This window comes from Mycobacterium sp. IDUB_37, from assembly GCF_055419245.1.
In genome coordinates this window covers 348,587-365,131 of record NZ_JBVAXG010000003.1, presented here as the reverse complement: position 1 = coordinate 365,131, position 16,545 = coordinate 348,587, and the positions used below count along the sequence as shown (strand labels likewise).

15 protein-coding genes are annotated in these 16,545 nt (G+C 66.1%); 12 read left to right on the top strand and 3 right to left on the bottom strand.

What is annotated here, in order from left to right:
- Positions 1-40: 40 nt before the first annotated feature.
- The 3 genes from ACZY1I_RS12335 to ACZY1I_RS12325 are packed head-to-tail and all read left to right on the top strand — an operon-like array spanning position 41 to position 3,386.
- The gene (locus ACZY1I_RS12335) at positions 41-790 is read left to right on the top strand and encodes a DUF2786 domain-containing protein (protein ID WP_463754682.1); all 750 of its coding nucleotides are present in this window, start codon (positions 41-43) and stop codon (positions 788-790) included.
- Complete coding sequence (locus tag ACZY1I_RS12330; RefSeq protein ID WP_463754681.1) at positions 787-1,281, top strand: TIGR04338 family metallohydrolase; 495 nt, start codon at positions 787-789, stop codon at positions 1,279-1,281. The genes ACZY1I_RS12335 and ACZY1I_RS12330 overlap by 4 nt, the downstream gene beginning before the upstream one ends.
- Complete coding sequence (locus ACZY1I_RS12325; RefSeq protein ID WP_463754680.1) at positions 1,278-3,386, top strand: glycoside hydrolase family 3 protein; 2,109 nt, start codon at positions 1,278-1,280, stop codon at positions 3,384-3,386. Before ACZY1I_RS12330 ends, ACZY1I_RS12325 begins: the two co-directional genes overlap by 4 nt.
- Before the next feature lie 96 nt (positions 3,387-3,482).
- On the opposite strand, the gene mymT is transcribed toward ACZY1I_RS12325, so the two are convergent.
- Positions 3,483-3,629 carry a copper-binding metallothionein MymT gene (gene mymT, locus ACZY1I_RS12320; protein ID WP_463754679.1) on the bottom strand — a complete coding sequence of 49 codons (147 nt, stop codon included), beginning with the start codon at positions 3,627-3,629 and terminating at the stop codon, positions 3,483-3,485.
- A 132-nt stretch (positions 3,630-3,761) separates the two neighbouring features.
- On the opposite strand from mymT, the gene ACZY1I_RS12315 reads away from it, so the two are divergent.
- A complete protein-coding gene (locus ACZY1I_RS12315) occupies positions 3,762-4,418 on the top strand; it encodes an O-methyltransferase (RefSeq protein ID WP_463754677.1) in 657 nt (218 codons plus the stop codon).
- Here the strand turns inward: ACZY1I_RS12315 and ilvD are convergent.
- On the bottom strand, positions 4,415-6,133 hold the full coding sequence (gene ilvD / locus ACZY1I_RS12310) for a dihydroxy-acid dehydratase (protein ID WP_463754676.1): 1,719 nt from the start codon (positions 6,131-6,133) through the stop codon (positions 4,415-4,417). The two genes, ACZY1I_RS12315 and ilvD, sit on opposite strands and share 4 nt — an antisense overlap.
- 156 nt (positions 6,134-6,289) lie before the next feature.
- On the opposite strand from ilvD, the gene ricR reads away from it, so the two are divergent.
- From ricR to ACZY1I_RS12280, 6 genes are all read left to right on the top strand, one after another.
- A complete protein-coding gene (gene ricR / locus ACZY1I_RS12305) occupies positions 6,290-6,580 on the top strand; it encodes a copper-sensing transcriptional repressor RicR (protein ID WP_463754675.1) in 291 nt (96 codons plus the stop codon).
- Between the two features lie 121 nt (positions 6,581-6,701).
- Complete coding sequence (locus ACZY1I_RS12300) at positions 6,702-7,985, top strand: MFS transporter (RefSeq protein WP_463754674.1); 1,284 nt, start codon at positions 6,702-6,704, stop codon at positions 7,983-7,985.
- Between the two features lie 132 nt (positions 7,986-8,117).
- Entirely contained in the window at positions 8,118-9,119 is a 1,002-nt protein-coding gene (locus tag ACZY1I_RS12295) for a L,D-transpeptidase (protein WP_463754673.1), read from the top strand.
- Positions 9,120-9,171: 52 nt separating this feature from the next.
- On the top strand, positions 9,172-10,092 hold the full coding sequence (locus ACZY1I_RS12290; RefSeq protein ID WP_463754672.1) for a L,D-transpeptidase: 921 nt from the start codon (positions 9,172-9,174) through the stop codon (positions 10,090-10,092).
- A gap of 91 nt (positions 10,093-10,183) precedes the next feature.
- The gene (locus ACZY1I_RS12285) at positions 10,184-10,789 is read left to right on the top strand and encodes a TetR/AcrR family transcriptional regulator (protein ID WP_463754671.1); all 606 of its coding nucleotides are present in this window, start codon (positions 10,184-10,186) and stop codon (positions 10,787-10,789) included.
- On the top strand, positions 10,776-13,031 hold the full coding sequence (locus tag ACZY1I_RS12280; protein ID WP_463754670.1) for a molybdopterin-dependent oxidoreductase: 2,256 nt from the start codon (positions 10,776-10,778) through the stop codon (positions 13,029-13,031). Before ACZY1I_RS12285 ends, ACZY1I_RS12280 begins: the two co-directional genes overlap by 14 nt.
- 46 nt (positions 13,032-13,077) lie before the next feature.
- Here ACZY1I_RS12280 and ACZY1I_RS12275 read toward each other — a convergent pair whose 3' ends face one another.
- Positions 13,078-15,063, bottom strand: coding sequence for a M13 family metallopeptidase (locus ACZY1I_RS12275; RefSeq protein WP_463754669.1), 1,986 nt, complete (start codon positions 15,061-15,063; stop codon positions 13,078-13,080).
- Between the two features lie 42 nt (positions 15,064-15,105).
- On the opposite strand from ACZY1I_RS12275, the gene ACZY1I_RS12270 reads away from it, so the two are divergent.
- Both ACZY1I_RS12270 and ACZY1I_RS12265 read left to right on the top strand, forming a co-directional pair.
- Positions 15,106-15,837: a hypothetical protein gene (locus tag ACZY1I_RS12270; RefSeq protein WP_463754668.1), complete on the top strand. Its 732-nt coding sequence runs from the start codon at positions 15,106-15,108 to the stop codon at positions 15,835-15,837.
- Positions 15,834-16,523, top strand: a complete 690-nt coding sequence (locus ACZY1I_RS12265) for a hypothetical protein (protein ID WP_463754667.1) — start codon at positions 15,834-15,836, stop codon at positions 16,521-16,523. Before ACZY1I_RS12270 ends, ACZY1I_RS12265 begins: the two co-directional genes overlap by 4 nt.
- Positions 16,524-16,545 lie beyond the last annotated feature (22 nt).

The window sequence follows — 16,545 nt, the reverse complement described above, 5'->3', positions numbered from 1 at the left end:
TAGGACTGTCCGTGTCGCCGCGCTGCGTTATTTTGGCGGCATGACCGACGACAAGATGCTGTCCCGTATCGCGGCACTGCTGCGTCAGGCCGAAGGTACCGACAACTCGCACGAGGCGGACGCCTTCATGAGCGCCGCGCAGCGGTTGGCGACGGCCGCATCCATCGACCTGGCGGTGGCGCGCTCGCATTCCGCGAACCGCTCGGCTGCCCAGGCGCCCACCCAGAAAACCGTCACCATCGGCGAGGCCGGCACTCGAGGACTACGTACCTACGTGCAACTCTTCGTTCTGATCGGCTCCGCTAATGATGTGCGCTGTGACATCGCGACGAATTCGACATTCGTGTACGCCTACGGGTTCGCCGAAGACATCGACGCGACGCATGCGCTCTACGCCAGTCTGGTGGTCCAGATGGTTCGGGCCTCCGACGCCTACCTCGCTACCGGCGCCCACCGGCCGACGCCGACCATCACCGCCAGGCTCAACTTCCAGTTGGCTTTCGGGGCGCGCGTCGGTCAGCGGTTGGCCGAGGCGCGTGAACAGGCCCAGCAGGAAGTGGCCAAGGACCGCACCCGTGCTCCGGGAACCGCGATCGCACTGCGGAACAAGGAAGTCGAGTTGCGCGACCATTATCGTGTTGCGTCGAAGGCGCGGGGCACCTGGCGGGCCAACAGGGCAACGGCCGGGTACTCGTCGGCGGCGCGAAATGCGGGTGATCGGGCCGGCCGGCGGGCGCACCTGGGGAACAGTCCCGAATTGCCCGGAGCGCGAACCGCATTGGGCCGGTGACCCGAGACTCTCAGCGCGGCAAGGTTTACGCGGCTGAGCAATTCGTCCGAGTCATGTTCGATCGAGCGATCGAGCACGGGTCGCCCAGCCTCGAATTCTTCGGAACCCAGCTGACGCTGCCGCCGGAGGCCAAGTTCGCATCGGTGGCGTCGGTGCAGCGCTACGTCGACGACGTGCTGGCCCTGCCCGCGGTGCGCCGGCAGTGGCCGGACTCTTCGGCGCTGCTCGTGCGGGCGCGACGTGCCGCCACCGCGGCACACTACGAAAACCGTTCTGGCGCAGGCACTATCGCTGTCCCCGACCGGGACACCGCGGACTGGGCGATGCGTGAACTGGTCATACTGCATGAGGTGGCGCACCACTTGAGTCAGACACCCCCGCCCCATGGACCGGACTTCGTGGCCACGATGTGCACGCTGACGGAGTTGGTGATGGGACCCGAAGTCGGTCATGTGCTGCGGGTGGTGTACGCGAAAGAGGGTGTGCGGTGAACGATCCCGATCAACGAGCGCGTGATGTCGAGTCTGCGCTGACCGACGACGAGCGCTTCTCCCTGGTGGTGGGTGTGATCGGTGCCGGGGAATTCTGGCCGCTGCGCGACGAGCGGATTCCAGCCGGGGTGCCGATGAGCGCGGGATACGTGCCGGGGATCGACCGGCTGGGTGTTCCGGCACTGCGGATGAGCGACGCCGGCCTCGGGGTGACCAATCCTGGCTTCCGGCCCGGGGACACCGCGACCGCGCTGCCTGCCGGACTGGCGCTGGCTGCCAGTTTCAATCCCGCCTTGGCCGGGGCCGCCGGCTCGGTGATCGGCGCCGAGGCGCGTGCCCGAGGATTGAATGTGCAACTGGCCGGTGCGATGAATCTGGCCCGTGACCCGCGCAATGGCCGCAATTTCGAATACTTCTCCGAGGACCCGTTGCTGACCGCCGCCATGGCCGCCGAGCAGGTCATCGGAATCCAGCAGCACGGTGTCATCTCGACGGTCAAGCACTTCTCGCTGAACTGCAACGAGACCAACCGGCACTGGCTGGACGCGGTGATCGATCCCGACGCCCATCGCGAATCGGACCTGTTGGCCTTCGAGATCGCCATCGAGCGGGGCCGGCCGGGTGCGGTGATGGCGGCCTACAACAAGATCAACGGTGACTACGCGGCGGCCAACGACGTGCTTCTCAACGACGTGCTCAAAGGTGCCTGGGGATACCGCGGTTGGGTGATGTCGGACTGGGGCGGGACGCCGAAGTGGGAGTGCGCGCTTCGTGGCCTGGACCAGGAGTGCGGCGCCCAGATCGACGCCGTGCTGTGGCAGGCAGAGGCGTTCAGCGACCCGCTGCGGACGGCCTATGCCGAGGGTCGGCTGCCCAAAGAGCGGTTGTCGGATATGGTCCGGCGGATCCTGCGGTCGATGTTCGAAGTCGGGATAGACCGGTGGGAGACCGTGGCCGCGCCAGATATGCACGCGCACAACGACATTGCCGCGGATATCGCGCGGCAGGGAATTGTGCTGCTGCAGAACCGCGGCGCGTTGCCGGTGGCGTCCGTTGCACGGATTGCCGTTATCGGTGGCTACGCGCAGTTGGGTGTGCCCGCCGGGTACGGGTCGAGCATCGTCTTACCCGCGGGTGGCTATGCGGGCGTCGTCCCGATCGGTGGCGCGGGCCTGGAAGCGGGAATGCGCCGGCTGTATCTATTGCCGTCGAGCCCGCTCGACGAACTGCGAAAGCAATTCCCGCACGCCCAGATCGACTTCGATCCCGGCATCAACCCGGCCGACGCGGTGCCGGTGGCAAAGCGGGCCGACGTCGCGATCGTGTTCGCGGTGCGACCCGAGGGCGAGGGCTTCGACAGCGTCGACCTGTCATTGCCCTGGGGGCAGGATGGGCTGATCGCCGCGGTCGCCGCGGCCAACCCCAACACGGTCGTGGTGCTCGAGACCGGCAACCCGGTGACCATGCCGTGGCGCGACTCGGTGAATGCGATACTCCAAGCCTGGTACCCGGGTCAGGACGGTGGCCGGGTCATCGCGGAAATTATTGCCGGCCAGACGAGTCCGTCGGGGCGCCTGCCGATCACGTTCCCCGTCGATCTCGATCAGACGCCGCGCCCGCGGTTGCCGGAGGTTGATGGGCTGGGGACGCCGAGCACCATTCACTACTCGGAGGGTGCCGAAGTCGGCTATCGCTGGTTCGCGAAAACTGACCGACAACCGTTGTTCGCGTTCGGATATGGGTTGTCCTACACCAGCTTCGAGTACCGCGATCTGGAGGTGACGGGCGGTGACACGGTGACCGCTGACTGCACCGTCGTCAACACGGGCACGCGCACCGGAACGGACGTCCCGCAGCTGTATCTGATCGGCGCGCCGGGTGAAAATCGCTTGCGGCTACTGGGATTCGAGAGGGTAGAGGTCGAACCCGGTCAGTCTCGCCGGGTGCGTATCGAAGCGGAGCCGCGATTGTTGGCACGGTACGACGGCCGGGCCGGGAACTGGCAGATCGCACCGGGTCAACACACCGTTGCGGTCGGCGCTTCGGCGGCGGCGCTGCATCTGGTGGCGGAAGTCGAACTGGCCGGTCGTACGTTCGGAGGCTGAGGGGAGCCGCCCGAACGTACAACCGGCCTGGCTTCGCGATGGTCGCGAGCGCGGCGAAGCCGGGCGCGGCGGGCCATCGCCGTCATTCTGGGGGCACTACTGGACGGGGACGAGTGCCTCGCCGCAGGTGCAGCGGTACTCCTCGGTGGCGCCGGAGCAGTGGCAGGGGACTTCCACGCGAACGCGACAGCCACAGCCTTCGTGGCCGCAGGAGAGCAGGGTTCCGGCCTCATGAGTTGCCATTTGGTATCACCTTCGTCGTTGTCGGGACCGGGGTTTGTTGCGCCCCGCTGGGTCACTCGAACTTAGTATATACCCCATAGGGGTACGGGTAAACAGCATGCAACGGGTCAGCGGCTTGGGTTAGCGTTGGGCATGGCGAAAGAAGCAACCGCACAAGCCGTCGACGCTTTCCTGGACAGCACTCTGATCGGCGACGACCCCGCCTTGGCGGCAGCAGTCGAGGCCAGTGACGCGGCCGGGCTGCCACACATTGCGGTGTCGGCGCAGCAGGGCAAGTTTCTGTGCCTGCTTGCCTCGGCCATGCAGGCGCACCGCATTCTCGAACTCGGCACGCTGGGCGGGTTCAGCACCATCTGGCTGGCGCGCGGCGCCGGCCCGCAGGGGCGGGTCGTGACCCTCGAATTCGAGCCCCGGCACGCAGAGGTGGCTCGGGCCAACTTGGAGCGGGCCGGCCTGGCCGACCGGGTGGAGGTGCTGGTCGGGGCCGCGCTGGACACGTTGCCGACGGTGACCGGAGGACCGTTCGATCTGGTGTTCATCGACGCCGACAAGGAAAACTATGCCGCCTACCTGGAGTGGGCGATCAAGCTCAGCCATCCCGGCACCGTCATAGTGCTGGACAACGTCATTCGCGGCGGAAACATAGTCACCGAGTCTGAGGACGTCAGGGTGGCCGCGGTCAAGGAGACGCTGCAGATCATGGGCGCTCACCCGCGCCTGGACACCGCAGCGCTACAGACCGTCGGCTCGAAGGGCTGGGACGGGTTCGCGCTCGCGCTGGTTCGCTAACCGCAGACGGCGCCGTTCGCGGCCGATCCGACGAGCTTGACGTACTTGGCCAGGACCCCGGTCTTGTACCGCGGCGGCGGGGGAGTGAAGCCCTCCTGCCGCGCCGCGAATTCGTCGGGGTCCACCAGCACGTCGAGGGTGTGGTTGGCCACGTCCAAGCGGATGCGGTCGCCGTCGCGCAGGAACGCGATGGGTCCGGCGTCGACGGCCTCGGGCGCGATGTGGCCGACGCACAGGCCAGTGGTCCCTCCGGAGAACCGGCCGTCGGTCAGGAGCAGCACATCCTTGCCCAGCCCGGCACCCTTGATGGCACCGGTGATGGCGAGCATCTCACGCATCCCCGGACCGCCCTTGGGGCCCTCATAGCGGATTATCACCGCGTCGCCGTGGGTGATGGTGCCGTCTTCGAGCGCATCGAGAGCGGCTCGCTCGCCATCGAAAACCCTTGCGGTGCCTTCGAACACGTCGGACTCGAAACCGGCCGACTTGACCACCGCGCCCTCCGGAGCCAGCGATCCGTGCAGGATCGCGATGCCGCCGGTCGGGTGGATCGGGTTGTCCATCGCGCGTAGCACCTTGCCGTCCGGGTCCGGCGGTGCGATGTCGGCCAGGTTCTCGGCGAGCGTCTTTCCGGTGACGGTCAGGCAATCGCCGTGCAGCAGGCCCGCGTCCAGCAGGGCCTTCATCACGACCGGGACCCCGCCGATGTGGTCGACGTGCGACATCACGTGCCGGCCGAACGGCTTGACGTCGGCCAGGTGCGGCACCTTCGAACCGATCCGGCTGAAGTCGGCCAGCGATAACTCGACCTCGGCCTCGTGCGCGATGGCCAGCAGATGCAGCACCGCATTGGTGGAGCCGCCGAAGGCCATCACCACCGCGATCGCGTTCTCGAACGCCTCCCTGGTCAGGATGTCCCGGGCGGTGATGCCCTTCTGCAGCAGTCCGATGACGGCCTGTCCGCTGCGGCGGGCGTATCCGTCGCGGCGACGGTCGGTCGCCGGGGGTGCGGCGCTGCCCGGCAACGACATGCCCAGGGCCTCGGCGGCGCTGGCCATGGTGTTGGCGGTGTACATGCCACCGCAGGCGCCTTCGCCCGGACAGATGGCCCGTTCGATGGCGTCGACGTCCGCGCGGCTCATCAGGCCGCGCGAGCACGCGCCGACCGCCTCGAACGCGTCGATGATGGTGACCTCACGCTCGCTGCCGTCGGACATCTTGGCCAGGCCCGGCAGGATCGAACCGGCATAGAGGAAGACCGAGGCCAGGTCCAGGCGCGCGGCGGCCATGAGCATCCCGGGTAGGGACTTGTCGCAGCCCGCCAAGAGCACGGAACCGTCCAGGCGCTCTGCCTGCATCACGGTTTCGACGCTGTCCGCGATCACCTCGCGAGACACCAGGGAGAAGTGCATTCCCTCGTGACCCATCGAGATGCCGTCCGAGACCGAGATCGTGCCGAACTCCAGGGGATAGCCACCGGCGGCGAACACACCGTCCTTGACGGCCTTGGCCAGCCGGTCCAGCGAGAGGTTGCAGGGGGTGATCTCGTTCCAGGAGGAAGCGACGCCGATCTGAGCCTTGGCGAAGTCCTCGTCGCCCATGCCTACCGCCCGCAGCATCCCACGGGCGGCGGCCTTCTCCAGGCCGTCGGTGACGTCGCGGCTGCGGGGTTTGATGTCGATCTGGTCAGGGGCTTGGTTAGTGGCTAGGGCCATCCTGCAATTATGCGGTGCCGCGCGATCCGCCCAAAATCAATTAACGGCTGACACCAATACCCCGCTGGGGTATAAAGTGTCTTAGGATACGAAACGCCCCGGCCGACCCGCTCGGGTTCGCAGTCCGTTCGGGGTTCTTTCGGGTTTGGGAGTGACATGACAGCACCACACGGGTACGCGCAGCAGAAGGACAACTACGCCAAACGGCTGCGGCGCATCGAGGGGCAGGTGCGGGGCATCGCCCGCATGATCGAAGAGGACAAGTACTGCATCGACGTCCTCACCCAGATCAGTGCGGTAAACAGCGCCATGCGGTCGGTGGCACTCAACCTCCTGGACGAGCATCTGGGTCACTGCGTCACCCGTGCCGTGGCCGAGGGCGGCTCGGAGGCGGACGAGAAACTCGCCGAGGCTTCCGCTGCCATCGCGCGCCTCGTTCGCTCCTGACCGAACGGGCGTGTTGAACTGCAAAGTTAGGTAAAGCCCGGGGTGGGTTGCGTACGGTAATGGCAGCGTAAATCGTGCCCGTGAGTTACTGCAGCACCCGATCGATCTCGCATCCCACAACATGACTGTCGAACCCGGAACCCTCGCAAATAATCCGCGAACGTGGACGCCACGGATCGCGGTTCAACTGACAGTGCTGGCCGCGGCCGCCTTCATCTATGTCACCGCCGAGATCCTTCCCGTAGGAGCGTTGTCGGCGATCGCGCGCAACCTGCACGTCAGCGTGGTCCTGGTCGGAACGTTGCTGACCTGGTACGCGCTGGTAGCGGCACTGACAACGGTGCCATTGGTGCGTTGGACCGCGCACTGGCCGCGCCGCAGGGCGCTGGTGCTCAGCCTGGTGTGTTTGACGGTCTCGCAGCTCATCTCGGCGCTGGCGCCCAACTTCGCGGTACTGGCTGGTGGTCGGGTGCTGTGTGCCGTTACCCACGGTCTGCTCTGGTCGGTGATCGCCCCGATCGCCACCCGACTGGTGCCGCCCAGCCATGCCGGACGCGCCACCATGTCCATCTACATGGGAACCAGCCTGGCGCTGGTGATCGGCAGCCCGCTTACCGCGGCGCTGAGCTTGATGTGGGGCTGGCGACTGGCTGCGGTCTGCGTCACGGTCGCGGCCGCCGTCATCACCGTCGCGGCCCGACTGGTACTACCCGAGATGACGCTGAGCGCCGACCAACTCCAGTACGTGGGTCGCCAAGCGCGGCACCACCGCAATCGGGCGCTCATCCTGGTCAGCCTGATCACCATGGTCGGCGTCACCGGACATTTCGTCTCCTACACCTACATCGTGGTCATCATCCGCCAGGTCGTCGGTGTGCGCGGACCGGACCTGGCCTGGCTACTGGCCGCATACGGCATCGCCGGGGTGCTCGCCGTGACCCTGGTGGCCAGGCCACTGGACCGTCGTCCCAAGGGTGCCATCATCTTCTGCATTGCGGGGCTGACGGCGGCTTTCGTACTGCTCAGCGCGCTGGCGTTCGGATGGCATGGCTCCGCGATGACGACCCTGGTGGTCGGTACCGGCGCGATCGTGCTGTGGGGCGCCATGGCTACTGCGGTGTCGCCGATGCTGCAGTCGGCCGCGATGCGAGCCGGCGCCGACGATCCCGACGGGGCCTCCGGCATGTACGTGACCGCGTTTCAGGTCGGCATCATGGCCGGATCGTTGGCGGGTGGGCTGCTGTACGAGCGCAGCGTGGCGATGATGCTGACCGCATCGGCGGGGTTGATGGCAGTCGCATTGGTGGCGATGACGGCCGTGCGGCCGATCGTGGAAGCCCCCGGCCCCGACCCCTGCGCTGGGCCCGCTGAGGCGGCCGCGGCACCAATTTCACACAACGACTAATGCTGCAGGTCAACGGCCTGAACTGCGGTTCGTAACGGTATAAACGAACTCGGCGAATGGCTAATCAACGCTGTGCCTGTGCCACACTGGGGCCACGCCTTGGGGCGAAGAATGTTACCGGAGGGAATCGATATGTCGCGCTGGATGAGGGCTGCCACGCTCAACGCTGCGGGGTTGGCCGCCGTGTTGGTGTTGGGCGCCGGAACAGCTCTGGCCGACCCGGACGACGCGCCGGGCGACCCCGGCCCCGTCCCCGGACCTGTTGTCGGACCTGTCGTCGTCGCACCGCCCGGGGATCAGCCCGGACTCGACCCACAGGCGCTGCCGCCGGTAACCGATCCATTCGGGTTGCCGCCCGGTGACCCGTCGGCGGTGCCGGCGTCCGGACCCGCGCAGGGACAGGACCCGACCCCTTTCACCGGCGAAGCGCCATACCGTCCGCCGACCTTCAACCCGATCAACGGCTCGATGGTGGGCGTAGCGAAGCCGATCATTATCAACTTCGCCGTGCCGATCGCCGATCAGGCAATGGCCGAGCGCGCCACCCACATCTCGTCGATCCCGCCGGTGGCAGGCAAGTTCTACTGGATGACGCCGTCGCAGCTGCGCTGGCGGCCGCTGAGCTTCTGGCCGGCTAACACGGCCGTGAACATCGATGCTGCCGGTACCAAGTCCAGCTTCCGCACCGGTGACTCCTTGATTGCCACCGCCGACGACGCCACGCACCAGATGACGGTCACCCGCAACGGGACCGTGGTGCAGACCTTCCCGATGTCGATGGGGATGGCATCAGGCGGCCACCAGACCGCGAACGGCACGTACTACGTGCTCGAGAAGATGGCCACCGTGGTGATGGACTCCTCGACCTACGGCGTGCCCGTCAACTCGGCCAATGGCTACAAGGTGACGGTGAATGACGCCGTCCGGATCGACAACAGCGGAAACTTCGTGCACAGCGCGCCGTGGTCGGTGGGCGATCAGGGTAGGCGCGACGTCAGCCACGGCTGCATCAACTTGGCACCCGCCAACGCGAAGTGGTTCTTCGACAACTTCGGCAGTGGCGACCCGATCGTGGTGAAGAACTCTGTCGGGGTCTATAACAAGCCCGACGGCGCCTCCGACTGGCAGCTCTGAGTCGGCATCTGCAATAGGTAAGCACACCGTGGCCGGGAGGAAGGCTGAGATAATGGCTGGCAAAAGTCGTCGCTACCGCGCATTTAAGGTAGCTGGAATCTCTTCTGTCGTCGGTTTGGCGATGGCGCTCAACGCCGGCACCGCGCTCGCTGATCCGGATCCCGCTCCCGGCGATCCGGGCCTCTTCCCGCCGCCCATCCCGGCGGCTCAACCGGTGGAGGCGGATCCAGGCGCCGGACAGGACCCGACCCCGTTCGTCGGTGTCGCTCCTTTCGCGCCGCCGAGCTTCAATCCGGCTAACGGTGCAACCGTGGGCGTCGCGCAGCCGATCATCATCAACTTCCCCGGGCGCATCGATGACGCAGGTGCGGCGCAGGGCGCCGTGCACATCTCCTCGACCCCGCCGGTCTCGGGCAAGTTCTACTGGCAGACCCCGACCCAGCTGCGCTGGCGTCCGCTGAGTTTCTGGCCGGCCCACACCGACGTGACCATCGACGCGGGAGGCACCGTGTCGAGCTTCCGCACCGGTGACGCGCTGCTGGCCACCGCCGACGACGCCACCCACCAGCTCACGGTCACCCGCGACGGCGTCGTGCAGCAGACCTTCCCGATGTCGATGGGTATGGCCAGCGGCGGCCACCAGACCGCGAACGGCACCTACTACGTGCTGGAGAAGGCGGCGTCGGTCGTGATGGATTCCTCGACGTACGGAGTTCCGGTCAACTCCGCGAACGGCTACAAGATCACGGTCGCGGACGCTGTTCGATTCGACAACAGCGGCAACTACGTGCACAGCGCCCCATGGTCTGTCGATGACCAGGGCAAACGCGACGTCAGCCACGGCTGCATCAACCTGAGCCCTGCCAATGCCAAGTGGTTCTTCGCCAACTTCGGTCCGGGTGATCCGATCGTCGTGAAGAACTCGGTCGGCTCCTACACCAGGAACGACGGGTCGAACGACTGGCAGCAGTAGGGCCGGCCGCGCAATCCGGGGGTGCGCAATGTACCCTTCTCGTGCGATTATGTAGATCGTCATACATAGCGCGAGTGCCGACGGAGGCGCAATGCGAAGTCCTCGTGAGCGGATGGTGGTGTCCGCCGCCCTGTTGATCAGGGAGCGCGGCGCACGTGCCACCGCAATCGCCGACGTGCTGGAGCACAGTGGGGCCCCGCGCGGGTCGGCATACCACCACTTCCCGGGCGGACGCACCGAGTTGCTGTGCGAAGCGGTCGATTTCGCCGGCGGATACGTCGCCGGCATCATCGCCGAGGCCGGCAACAGCCTCGAGTTGTTGGACACCTTGATTGCGAAGTATCGCGAGCAACTGGTCGCCACCGATTTTCGCGCGGGCTGCCCGATCGCGGCTGTGTCGGTGGAAGCCGGCTTCGAAAAGGAGGACGGCGGAGCCCGCGAGCGGATGGCGCCGGTGGTCGAACGCGCCGCGGCGGCGTTTGATCGCTGGACCGAGTTGATGGTGCAACGCTTTATCGCCGACGGCATACCCGCGGAGTCCGCGCGCGAGATGGCGGTGTTCGCGACCTCGGCGTTGGAAGGCGCGCTGCTGATGGCGCGGGTGGGGCGGGATCTGACTCCTCTTGCGGTCATGCACAAACAGCTGCGCAACCTGCTACTCGCTGCACTCCCGAAAGGGGTCCATGATGACGACTGACTGGCAGCACACCGCCTGCATCCTCTGCGAAAGCAACTGCGGCATCGTGATTCAGGTCGAAGACCGCAAACTGGCCCGCATCCGCGGCGACAAAGAGCACCCGGCATCGCAAGGGTACACCTGCAACAAGGCATTGCGACTCGACCATTACCAGAACAACCGGTCCCGGTTAACCTCGCCGATGCGCCGCCGCCCGGACGGCACTTTCGAAGAGATCGACTGGGACACTGCAGTTGTCGAGATCGCGGAAGGCTTCAAGCGCATCCGCGACGTCTACGGCGGGGACAAGATCTTCTACTACGGGGGCGGCGGGCAAGGCAACCATCTCGGCGGCGCCTACAGCGGCGCGTTCCTGAAGGCGCTGGGCGCAAAGTATCGCTCAAATGCGTTGGCGCAGGAGAAGACCGGCGAGGCGTGGGTGGACGCGCAGCTCTACGGCGGACACACCCGGGGGGAGTTCGAGCACGCCGAAGTATCGGTGTTCGTCGGCAAGAATCCGTGGATGTCGCAGGGCATTCCCCGAGCCCGGGTAGTGCTCAACGAGATCGCGAAAGACCCGTTGCGGTCGATGATCGTGATCGATCCCGTCGTCACCGACACCGCGAAGATGGCCGACTTCCACCTGCGAGTGCGGCCCGGTACCGACGCTTGGTGCCTGGCCGCGCTGGCCGGCATTCTGGTGCAGGAAAACCTCTGCAATGAAGCGTTTTTGGCGCAGCATGTGCACGGTACGGAGGTGGTTCGCAATGCGCTGCGAGAAGTGCCGGTCGCCGAGTACGCGCAACGCTGCGGCGTGGACGAGGAATTGTTGCGGACGGCGGCGCGCCGCATCGGGAAGGCCGCCAGCGTTGCGGTGTTCGAGGACCTCGGTGTCCAGCAGGGACCGAACAGCACGCTGTGTTCCTACCTGAACAAGCTGCTGTGGATCCTGACCGGCAACTTCGCGAAAAAGGGCGGGCAGCACCTTCATTCGTCGTTCGCGCCGTTGTTTTCCACGGTGTCGGGCAAGACGCCGGTCACCGGCCAGCCAATCATCGCGGGGCTGATACCGGCCAACGCGGTGCCCGAAGAGATTCTGACCGATCACCCGGACCGATTCCGGGCGATGGTCGTCGAAAGCGGTAACCCCGCGCACTCGCTGGCCGATTCGACGGCGTGCCGCAAGGCATTTCAGTCGCTGGAACTGATGGTGGTCGTCGACGTAGCGATGACCGAAACGGCGCGGCTTGCCCACTACGTGCTGCCGGCGGCCTCCCAGTTCGAGAAGCCGGAAGCCACCTTCTTCAATTTCGAGTTCCCGCACAACGGTTTTCAGCTGCGTCGGCCGCTGCTCGAGCCGTTGCCCGGCACCCTGCCGGAGCCGGAGATCTGGGCGCGTCTGGTACGGGCGCTGCAGGTGATCGACGAAGTGGAACTACGGCCGTTGCGCGAGGCTGCGCAACAGGGCCGCCAGGCGTTCACTGAGATGTTCTTCGGTGCGGTAATGGGCAATCCGATGCTGTCAAAGCTGCTGCCCTACGTTTTGTACGAGACACTCGGGCCCACTCTGGGCGACGGCATGGCGGGTGCCGCGGCGGTGTGGGGTCTGGCGCAGAAGACGGCGATGACCTACCCGGATGCGGTTCGTCGAGCGGGCCACGCCGACGGTAATGCGCTGTTCGACGCCATCTTGGCGGGCCCGTCGGCGGTCACCTTCACCGTGCACAACTATGAAGATGACTTCGCGCTGATCAACCACTCCGATCGCAAGATCGCGCTCGAAATCCCCGAGATGCTGGATGATCTCGCGGCACTCGCGCAAACTCCGCCCCAACTGACGACGTCCGAATTGCCGATGGTGCTATCGGTGGGGGAGCGGCGCGCCTTCACCGCCAACGACATCTTCCGCGACCCGTCCTGGCGTAAGCGCGATGCCGACGGGGCACTGCGGGTCAGTGTCGAAGACGCGCTCAGCCTGGGTCTGGTCGACGGCGGGCGGGCGCGAGTCACCACCGCGGCCGGCACTGCCGAGGCGACGGTTGAGATCACCGAGACGATGCTGCCCGGACATGCCGCGCTGCCCAACGGATTTGGGCTGGACTACATCGACGAGGACGGCCGCACCGTGGTACCGGGTGTTGCGCCCAACTCGCTCACTTCGACAGGCTGGCGTGACGCGTATGCCGGCACGCCCTGGCACAAGCACGTGCCGGCGCGTATCGAGGTGGCGCGAGCAGACGTGAAAGCCCCTGTTTTGCAGTAGTTTTGGGGGCTTTAGCGTCTGCTCGCGGGGGTGGGGCGACCCCTTGCTAGTTCCAGATGCGCACGCGACGTTGGGGTTCCAGGAACAGCTCGTCGTCTTCGGCTACCTCGAAGGCCTCGTAGAAGGCGTCCACGTTGCGGATGACACCGTTGCAGCGGAACTCCGGCGGGGAGTGCGGGTCCACGGCCAACCGCCGAATCGATTCGGCGTCACGGGATTTCGTTCGCCACACCTGGGCCCAGCCGAAGAACACCCGCTGTACACCGGACAATCCGTCGATGACCGGCGCAGGCTGGCCGTTCAGCGAAAGTTGGTAGGCCAGTAGCGCGATCGACAGGCCGCCGAGGTCGCCGATGTTCTCGCCGACGGTGAACGCGCCGTTCACGTGGTGCCCTTCAGTCAATCCGCGCGGCGTGTACGCCTCATACTGCTCGATCAGCGCTTTGGTGCGGGCGCCGAACTCGGCGCGATCGTCGTCGGTCCACCAGTCCACCAGGTTGCCGTCGCCGTCGTACTTGGCGCCCTGGTCGTCGAAGCCGTGCCCGATCTCGTGTCCGATCACCGCGCCGATGCCGCCGTAGTTGGCGGCGTCGTCGGCCTCGGCGTCGAAAAACGGAGGCTGCAAAATGGCTGCGGGAAAGACGATTTCGTTCATTCCCGGGTTGTAATAGGCGTTGACGGTCTGGGGCGTCATGAACCATTCGTCCCGGTCGACCGGTCCGCCGAGCTTGGCAAGTTCGCGGTCATGGTTGACGGCGTACCCGCGCTGAAAGTTGCCGTACAGGTCGTCACGGTCGATCACCAGTGTGGAGTAGTCGCGCCAGTTGACCGGATAGCCGACCTTCGCGGTGAACTTGGCCAGTTTGGTCAGGGCGCGTTCGCGGGTCTGCGGAGTCATCCAGCCCAGGTCGCTGATGCTGATCCGGTACGCCTCCTGAAGATTGTCAACCAGCGCATCGATGCGGGCCTTGGCTCCCGGCGGGAAATGCTTTTCTACGTAGAGCTTTCCGACGGAGTCACCCATCAGGGTCTCCACTACCGAGACCGCCCGCTTCCAGCGATCCCGGATCTGCTCGGTGCCGGTCAACTGGCGGCCGTAGAAATCGAAGTCGGCGTCGATGAGTTCCTTGGTCAGCCACGGGGCCCGGGCCCGGATCAACCGCCAACGGGTCCAACTCTTCCAGTCTTCGAAGTCTCCGCCGTCCCACAACTCCGCGAAGGCGGTGAGGTAATCGGGTTGGCGCACGACCAGTTCGGCGACGGATTCCGGGGTGGCACCCAGACCGTTGACCCAGCGGGTCCAGTCGAAGCCGCTGCCCTCGTTCTGCAGTTCGGCGAAGGTGCGCAGGTTGTAGGTGAGGTCGGCGTCACGGCGCTTGACCACGTCCCAGTGCGCGGCGGCGAGCTTGGTCTCCAACGCCACGATGCGGGCGGCGGTGTCGGCATGGTCTGCGCTGGTGCCGCCGAGGACCAGGCTGAACATTGTGGCGATGTGGCCGGGGTAGGCGGCCAGTACGGCGGCGTGCTGCTCGTCGCGGAAGTAGGACTCGTCGGGCAACCCGATCCCGGATTGGCTGACGTGCACCAGGTAGCGGGAGGAGTTTTTGGAGTCGGTGTCGACGTAGAGTCCGACCCCACCGCCCACACCGGTGCGTTGCAGGGCACCGATCAACGATGCCAGCGCGCTGCGGTCGGCGGCGCCGTCGATGAGGGCCAACTCGTTGTGCAGCGGTTGCAGACCCCGGCGTTCGACGGCGTCCTCGTCGAGGAAGCTGGCATAGAGGTCGCCGATGCGCTGTTCGTCGGTGCCGGGTTGGGCCTGACTTGCGCTAGCTTCCGCTATCAGGTCACGGACCTGTTCCTCGGCGCGGTCGAACAGGGTGCGGAAGGCGCCGTCGGTCGCGCGGTCGGCGGGAATGTCGTATTCGGTCAGCCAACGGCCGTTCACGTGCCCGAAGAGGTCGTCTTGCGGGCGGGCGGCTGCGTCGACGTAGCTCAGGTCGATCCCCGAGCGGATGGCCTCTACTGTCACCCCGCCATCCTTCCATCTCTTTTCGGGTGCAACGATCGGGCCATGCCTGACCAGGACGAAAGCGAGAAGCCGGCCGTCAAGGACGCCAAGTTGGATGTCGCGAGCAAGAAGAGCGCCGCGAGTGCTGAGAAGCCGAAGGCGCCGAAGGAAGCCAAGAAACCGGCCCTGCCGGACAAGGTCGTCGACGAGGGCACCGACGACGAAACCGACGAGTCCGGGGGCCCGTTGGTGTCCAGCTTCGGCATCGCATCGAGCGTGCTGGGCGTGGTTTCGGTCGTGGCGGTGGTGCTCGGCGTGCTCATCTGGACCGGGCATCGCGACGATTCGGGCGAGCGCGTCTATTTGGCGCGGGTGATGCAGGCGGCCGCCGACTGGACGGACGTGCTGATCAACATGAACAGCGGCAACCTCGACGCGAGCCTGCAGCGACTACACGACGGAACGGTCGGACAGCTCAGTACCGACTTCGATGCGGTGGTTCAGCCCTACCGGCAGGTGGTGGAGAAGCTGCAGACCCAGACGCTAGGCCGGATCGAGGCGGTGGCGATCGATACCGTGCACCGCGACCTGGACAGCCAACCCGGATCCCCGCGGCCCGTGGTGACGACCAAGCTACCGGCGTTCGCTACCCGTACCGATTCGGTGATGGTGGTCGCGACATCGGTCAGCGAGAACGCCGGCGCGAAGCCGGCAACGGTGCACTGGAGCCTGCGCCTGGACATCTCGAACGTGGACAACAAGCTGATGATCTCGATGCTGGAGTCGATCCGATGAGAAACGCATGGCGGCTGGCGACGTTCGACATCCTGGCGCCGCTCGGGGCGATCATCGGGCTGGCGGCGATCGGTGCGGTGCTCGGCTGGCCGCGGTGGTGGGTGGCGACCGGTACCGCACTGGCGTTGCTGATCGTGCAGGGCATCACCATCAATTTCTGGTTGCTGCACCGAGACAAGGTCTCGGTCGGTACCGACGACGACGCACCCGGACTGAGGCTGGCCGTTGTCTTCTTGTCCACGGCAGCGTTGTGCGCAGCGGTATTGACCGGCTACACGCACTGGACGAACGTGGACAGCGAATTCAAACGGGATTCGGTCACCGTGGTGCATGTTGCTTCGGGGGTGGCCGAAGCGGTCGCGTCGTTCTCGCCGACTGCTCCGGCGGCCTCCATCGACCGGGCCGCCGCGTTGATGGTCCCGGAGCGGGCCAACAAGTTCAAAGAGGAGTTCACCAAGAGCAGCGCCGACCTGGCGCAGCGCAAAGTCACCGCTCAAGCCCAGACGCTGGCGGCCGGTATCGAGGCCATCGGGCCGTCGGCGGCCAGTGTCGCGGTGATCATCCGGGTCACCCAGAATGCACCCGGCCAGGCCCCCAGCCAGGCGGCGCCGGCGGTGCGGGTGACGCTGACCAAACGCGGCGGCGACTGGCTGGCCTCCGACGTCGTGCCGATCGCAGCCCGCTAGCGCGCCGCCGTCAGACCTGGTT

Bases quoted from the DNA above. Each gene is read 5' to 3' on its own strand.
- ACZY1I_RS12295 (WP_463754673.1), top strand. From the start codon at position 8,118: ATGTCGCGCTGGATGAGGGCTGCCACGCTCAACGCTGCGGGGTTGGCC.
- ACZY1I_RS12335 (WP_463754682.1), top strand. From the start codon at position 41: ATGACCGACGACAAGATGCTGTCCCGTATCGCGGCACTGCTGCGTCAG.
- ACZY1I_RS12285 (WP_463754671.1), top strand. From the start codon at position 10,184: ATGCGAAGTCCTCGTGAGCGGATGGTGGTGTCCGCCGCCCTGTTGATC.
- mymT (WP_463754679.1), bottom strand. From the start codon at position 3,629: ATGGCAACTCATGAGGCCGGAACCCTGCTCTCCTGCGGCCACGAAGGC.
- ricR (WP_463754675.1), top strand. From the start codon at position 6,290: ATGACAGCACCACACGGGTACGCGCAGCAGAAGGACAACTACGCCAAA.
- ACZY1I_RS12290 (WP_463754672.1), top strand. From the start codon at position 9,172: ATGGCTGGCAAAAGTCGTCGCTACCGCGCATTTAAGGTAGCTGGAATC.
- ACZY1I_RS12270 (WP_463754668.1), top strand. From the start codon at position 15,106: ATGCCTGACCAGGACGAAAGCGAGAAGCCGGCCGTCAAGGACGCCAAG.
- ilvD (WP_463754676.1), bottom strand. From the start codon at position 6,133: ATGGCCCTAGCCACTAACCAAGCCCCTGACCAGATCGACATCAAACCC.
- ACZY1I_RS12300 (WP_463754674.1), top strand. From the start codon at position 6,702: ATGACTGTCGAACCCGGAACCCTCGCAAATAATCCGCGAACGTGGACG.
- ACZY1I_RS12315 (WP_463754677.1), top strand. From the start codon at position 3,762: ATGGCGAAAGAAGCAACCGCACAAGCCGTCGACGCTTTCCTGGACAGC.
- ACZY1I_RS12265 (WP_463754667.1), top strand. From the start codon at position 15,834: ATGAGAAACGCATGGCGGCTGGCGACGTTCGACATCCTGGCGCCGCTC.
- ACZY1I_RS12280 (WP_463754670.1), top strand. From the start codon at position 10,776: ATGATGACGACTGACTGGCAGCACACCGCCTGCATCCTCTGCGAAAGC.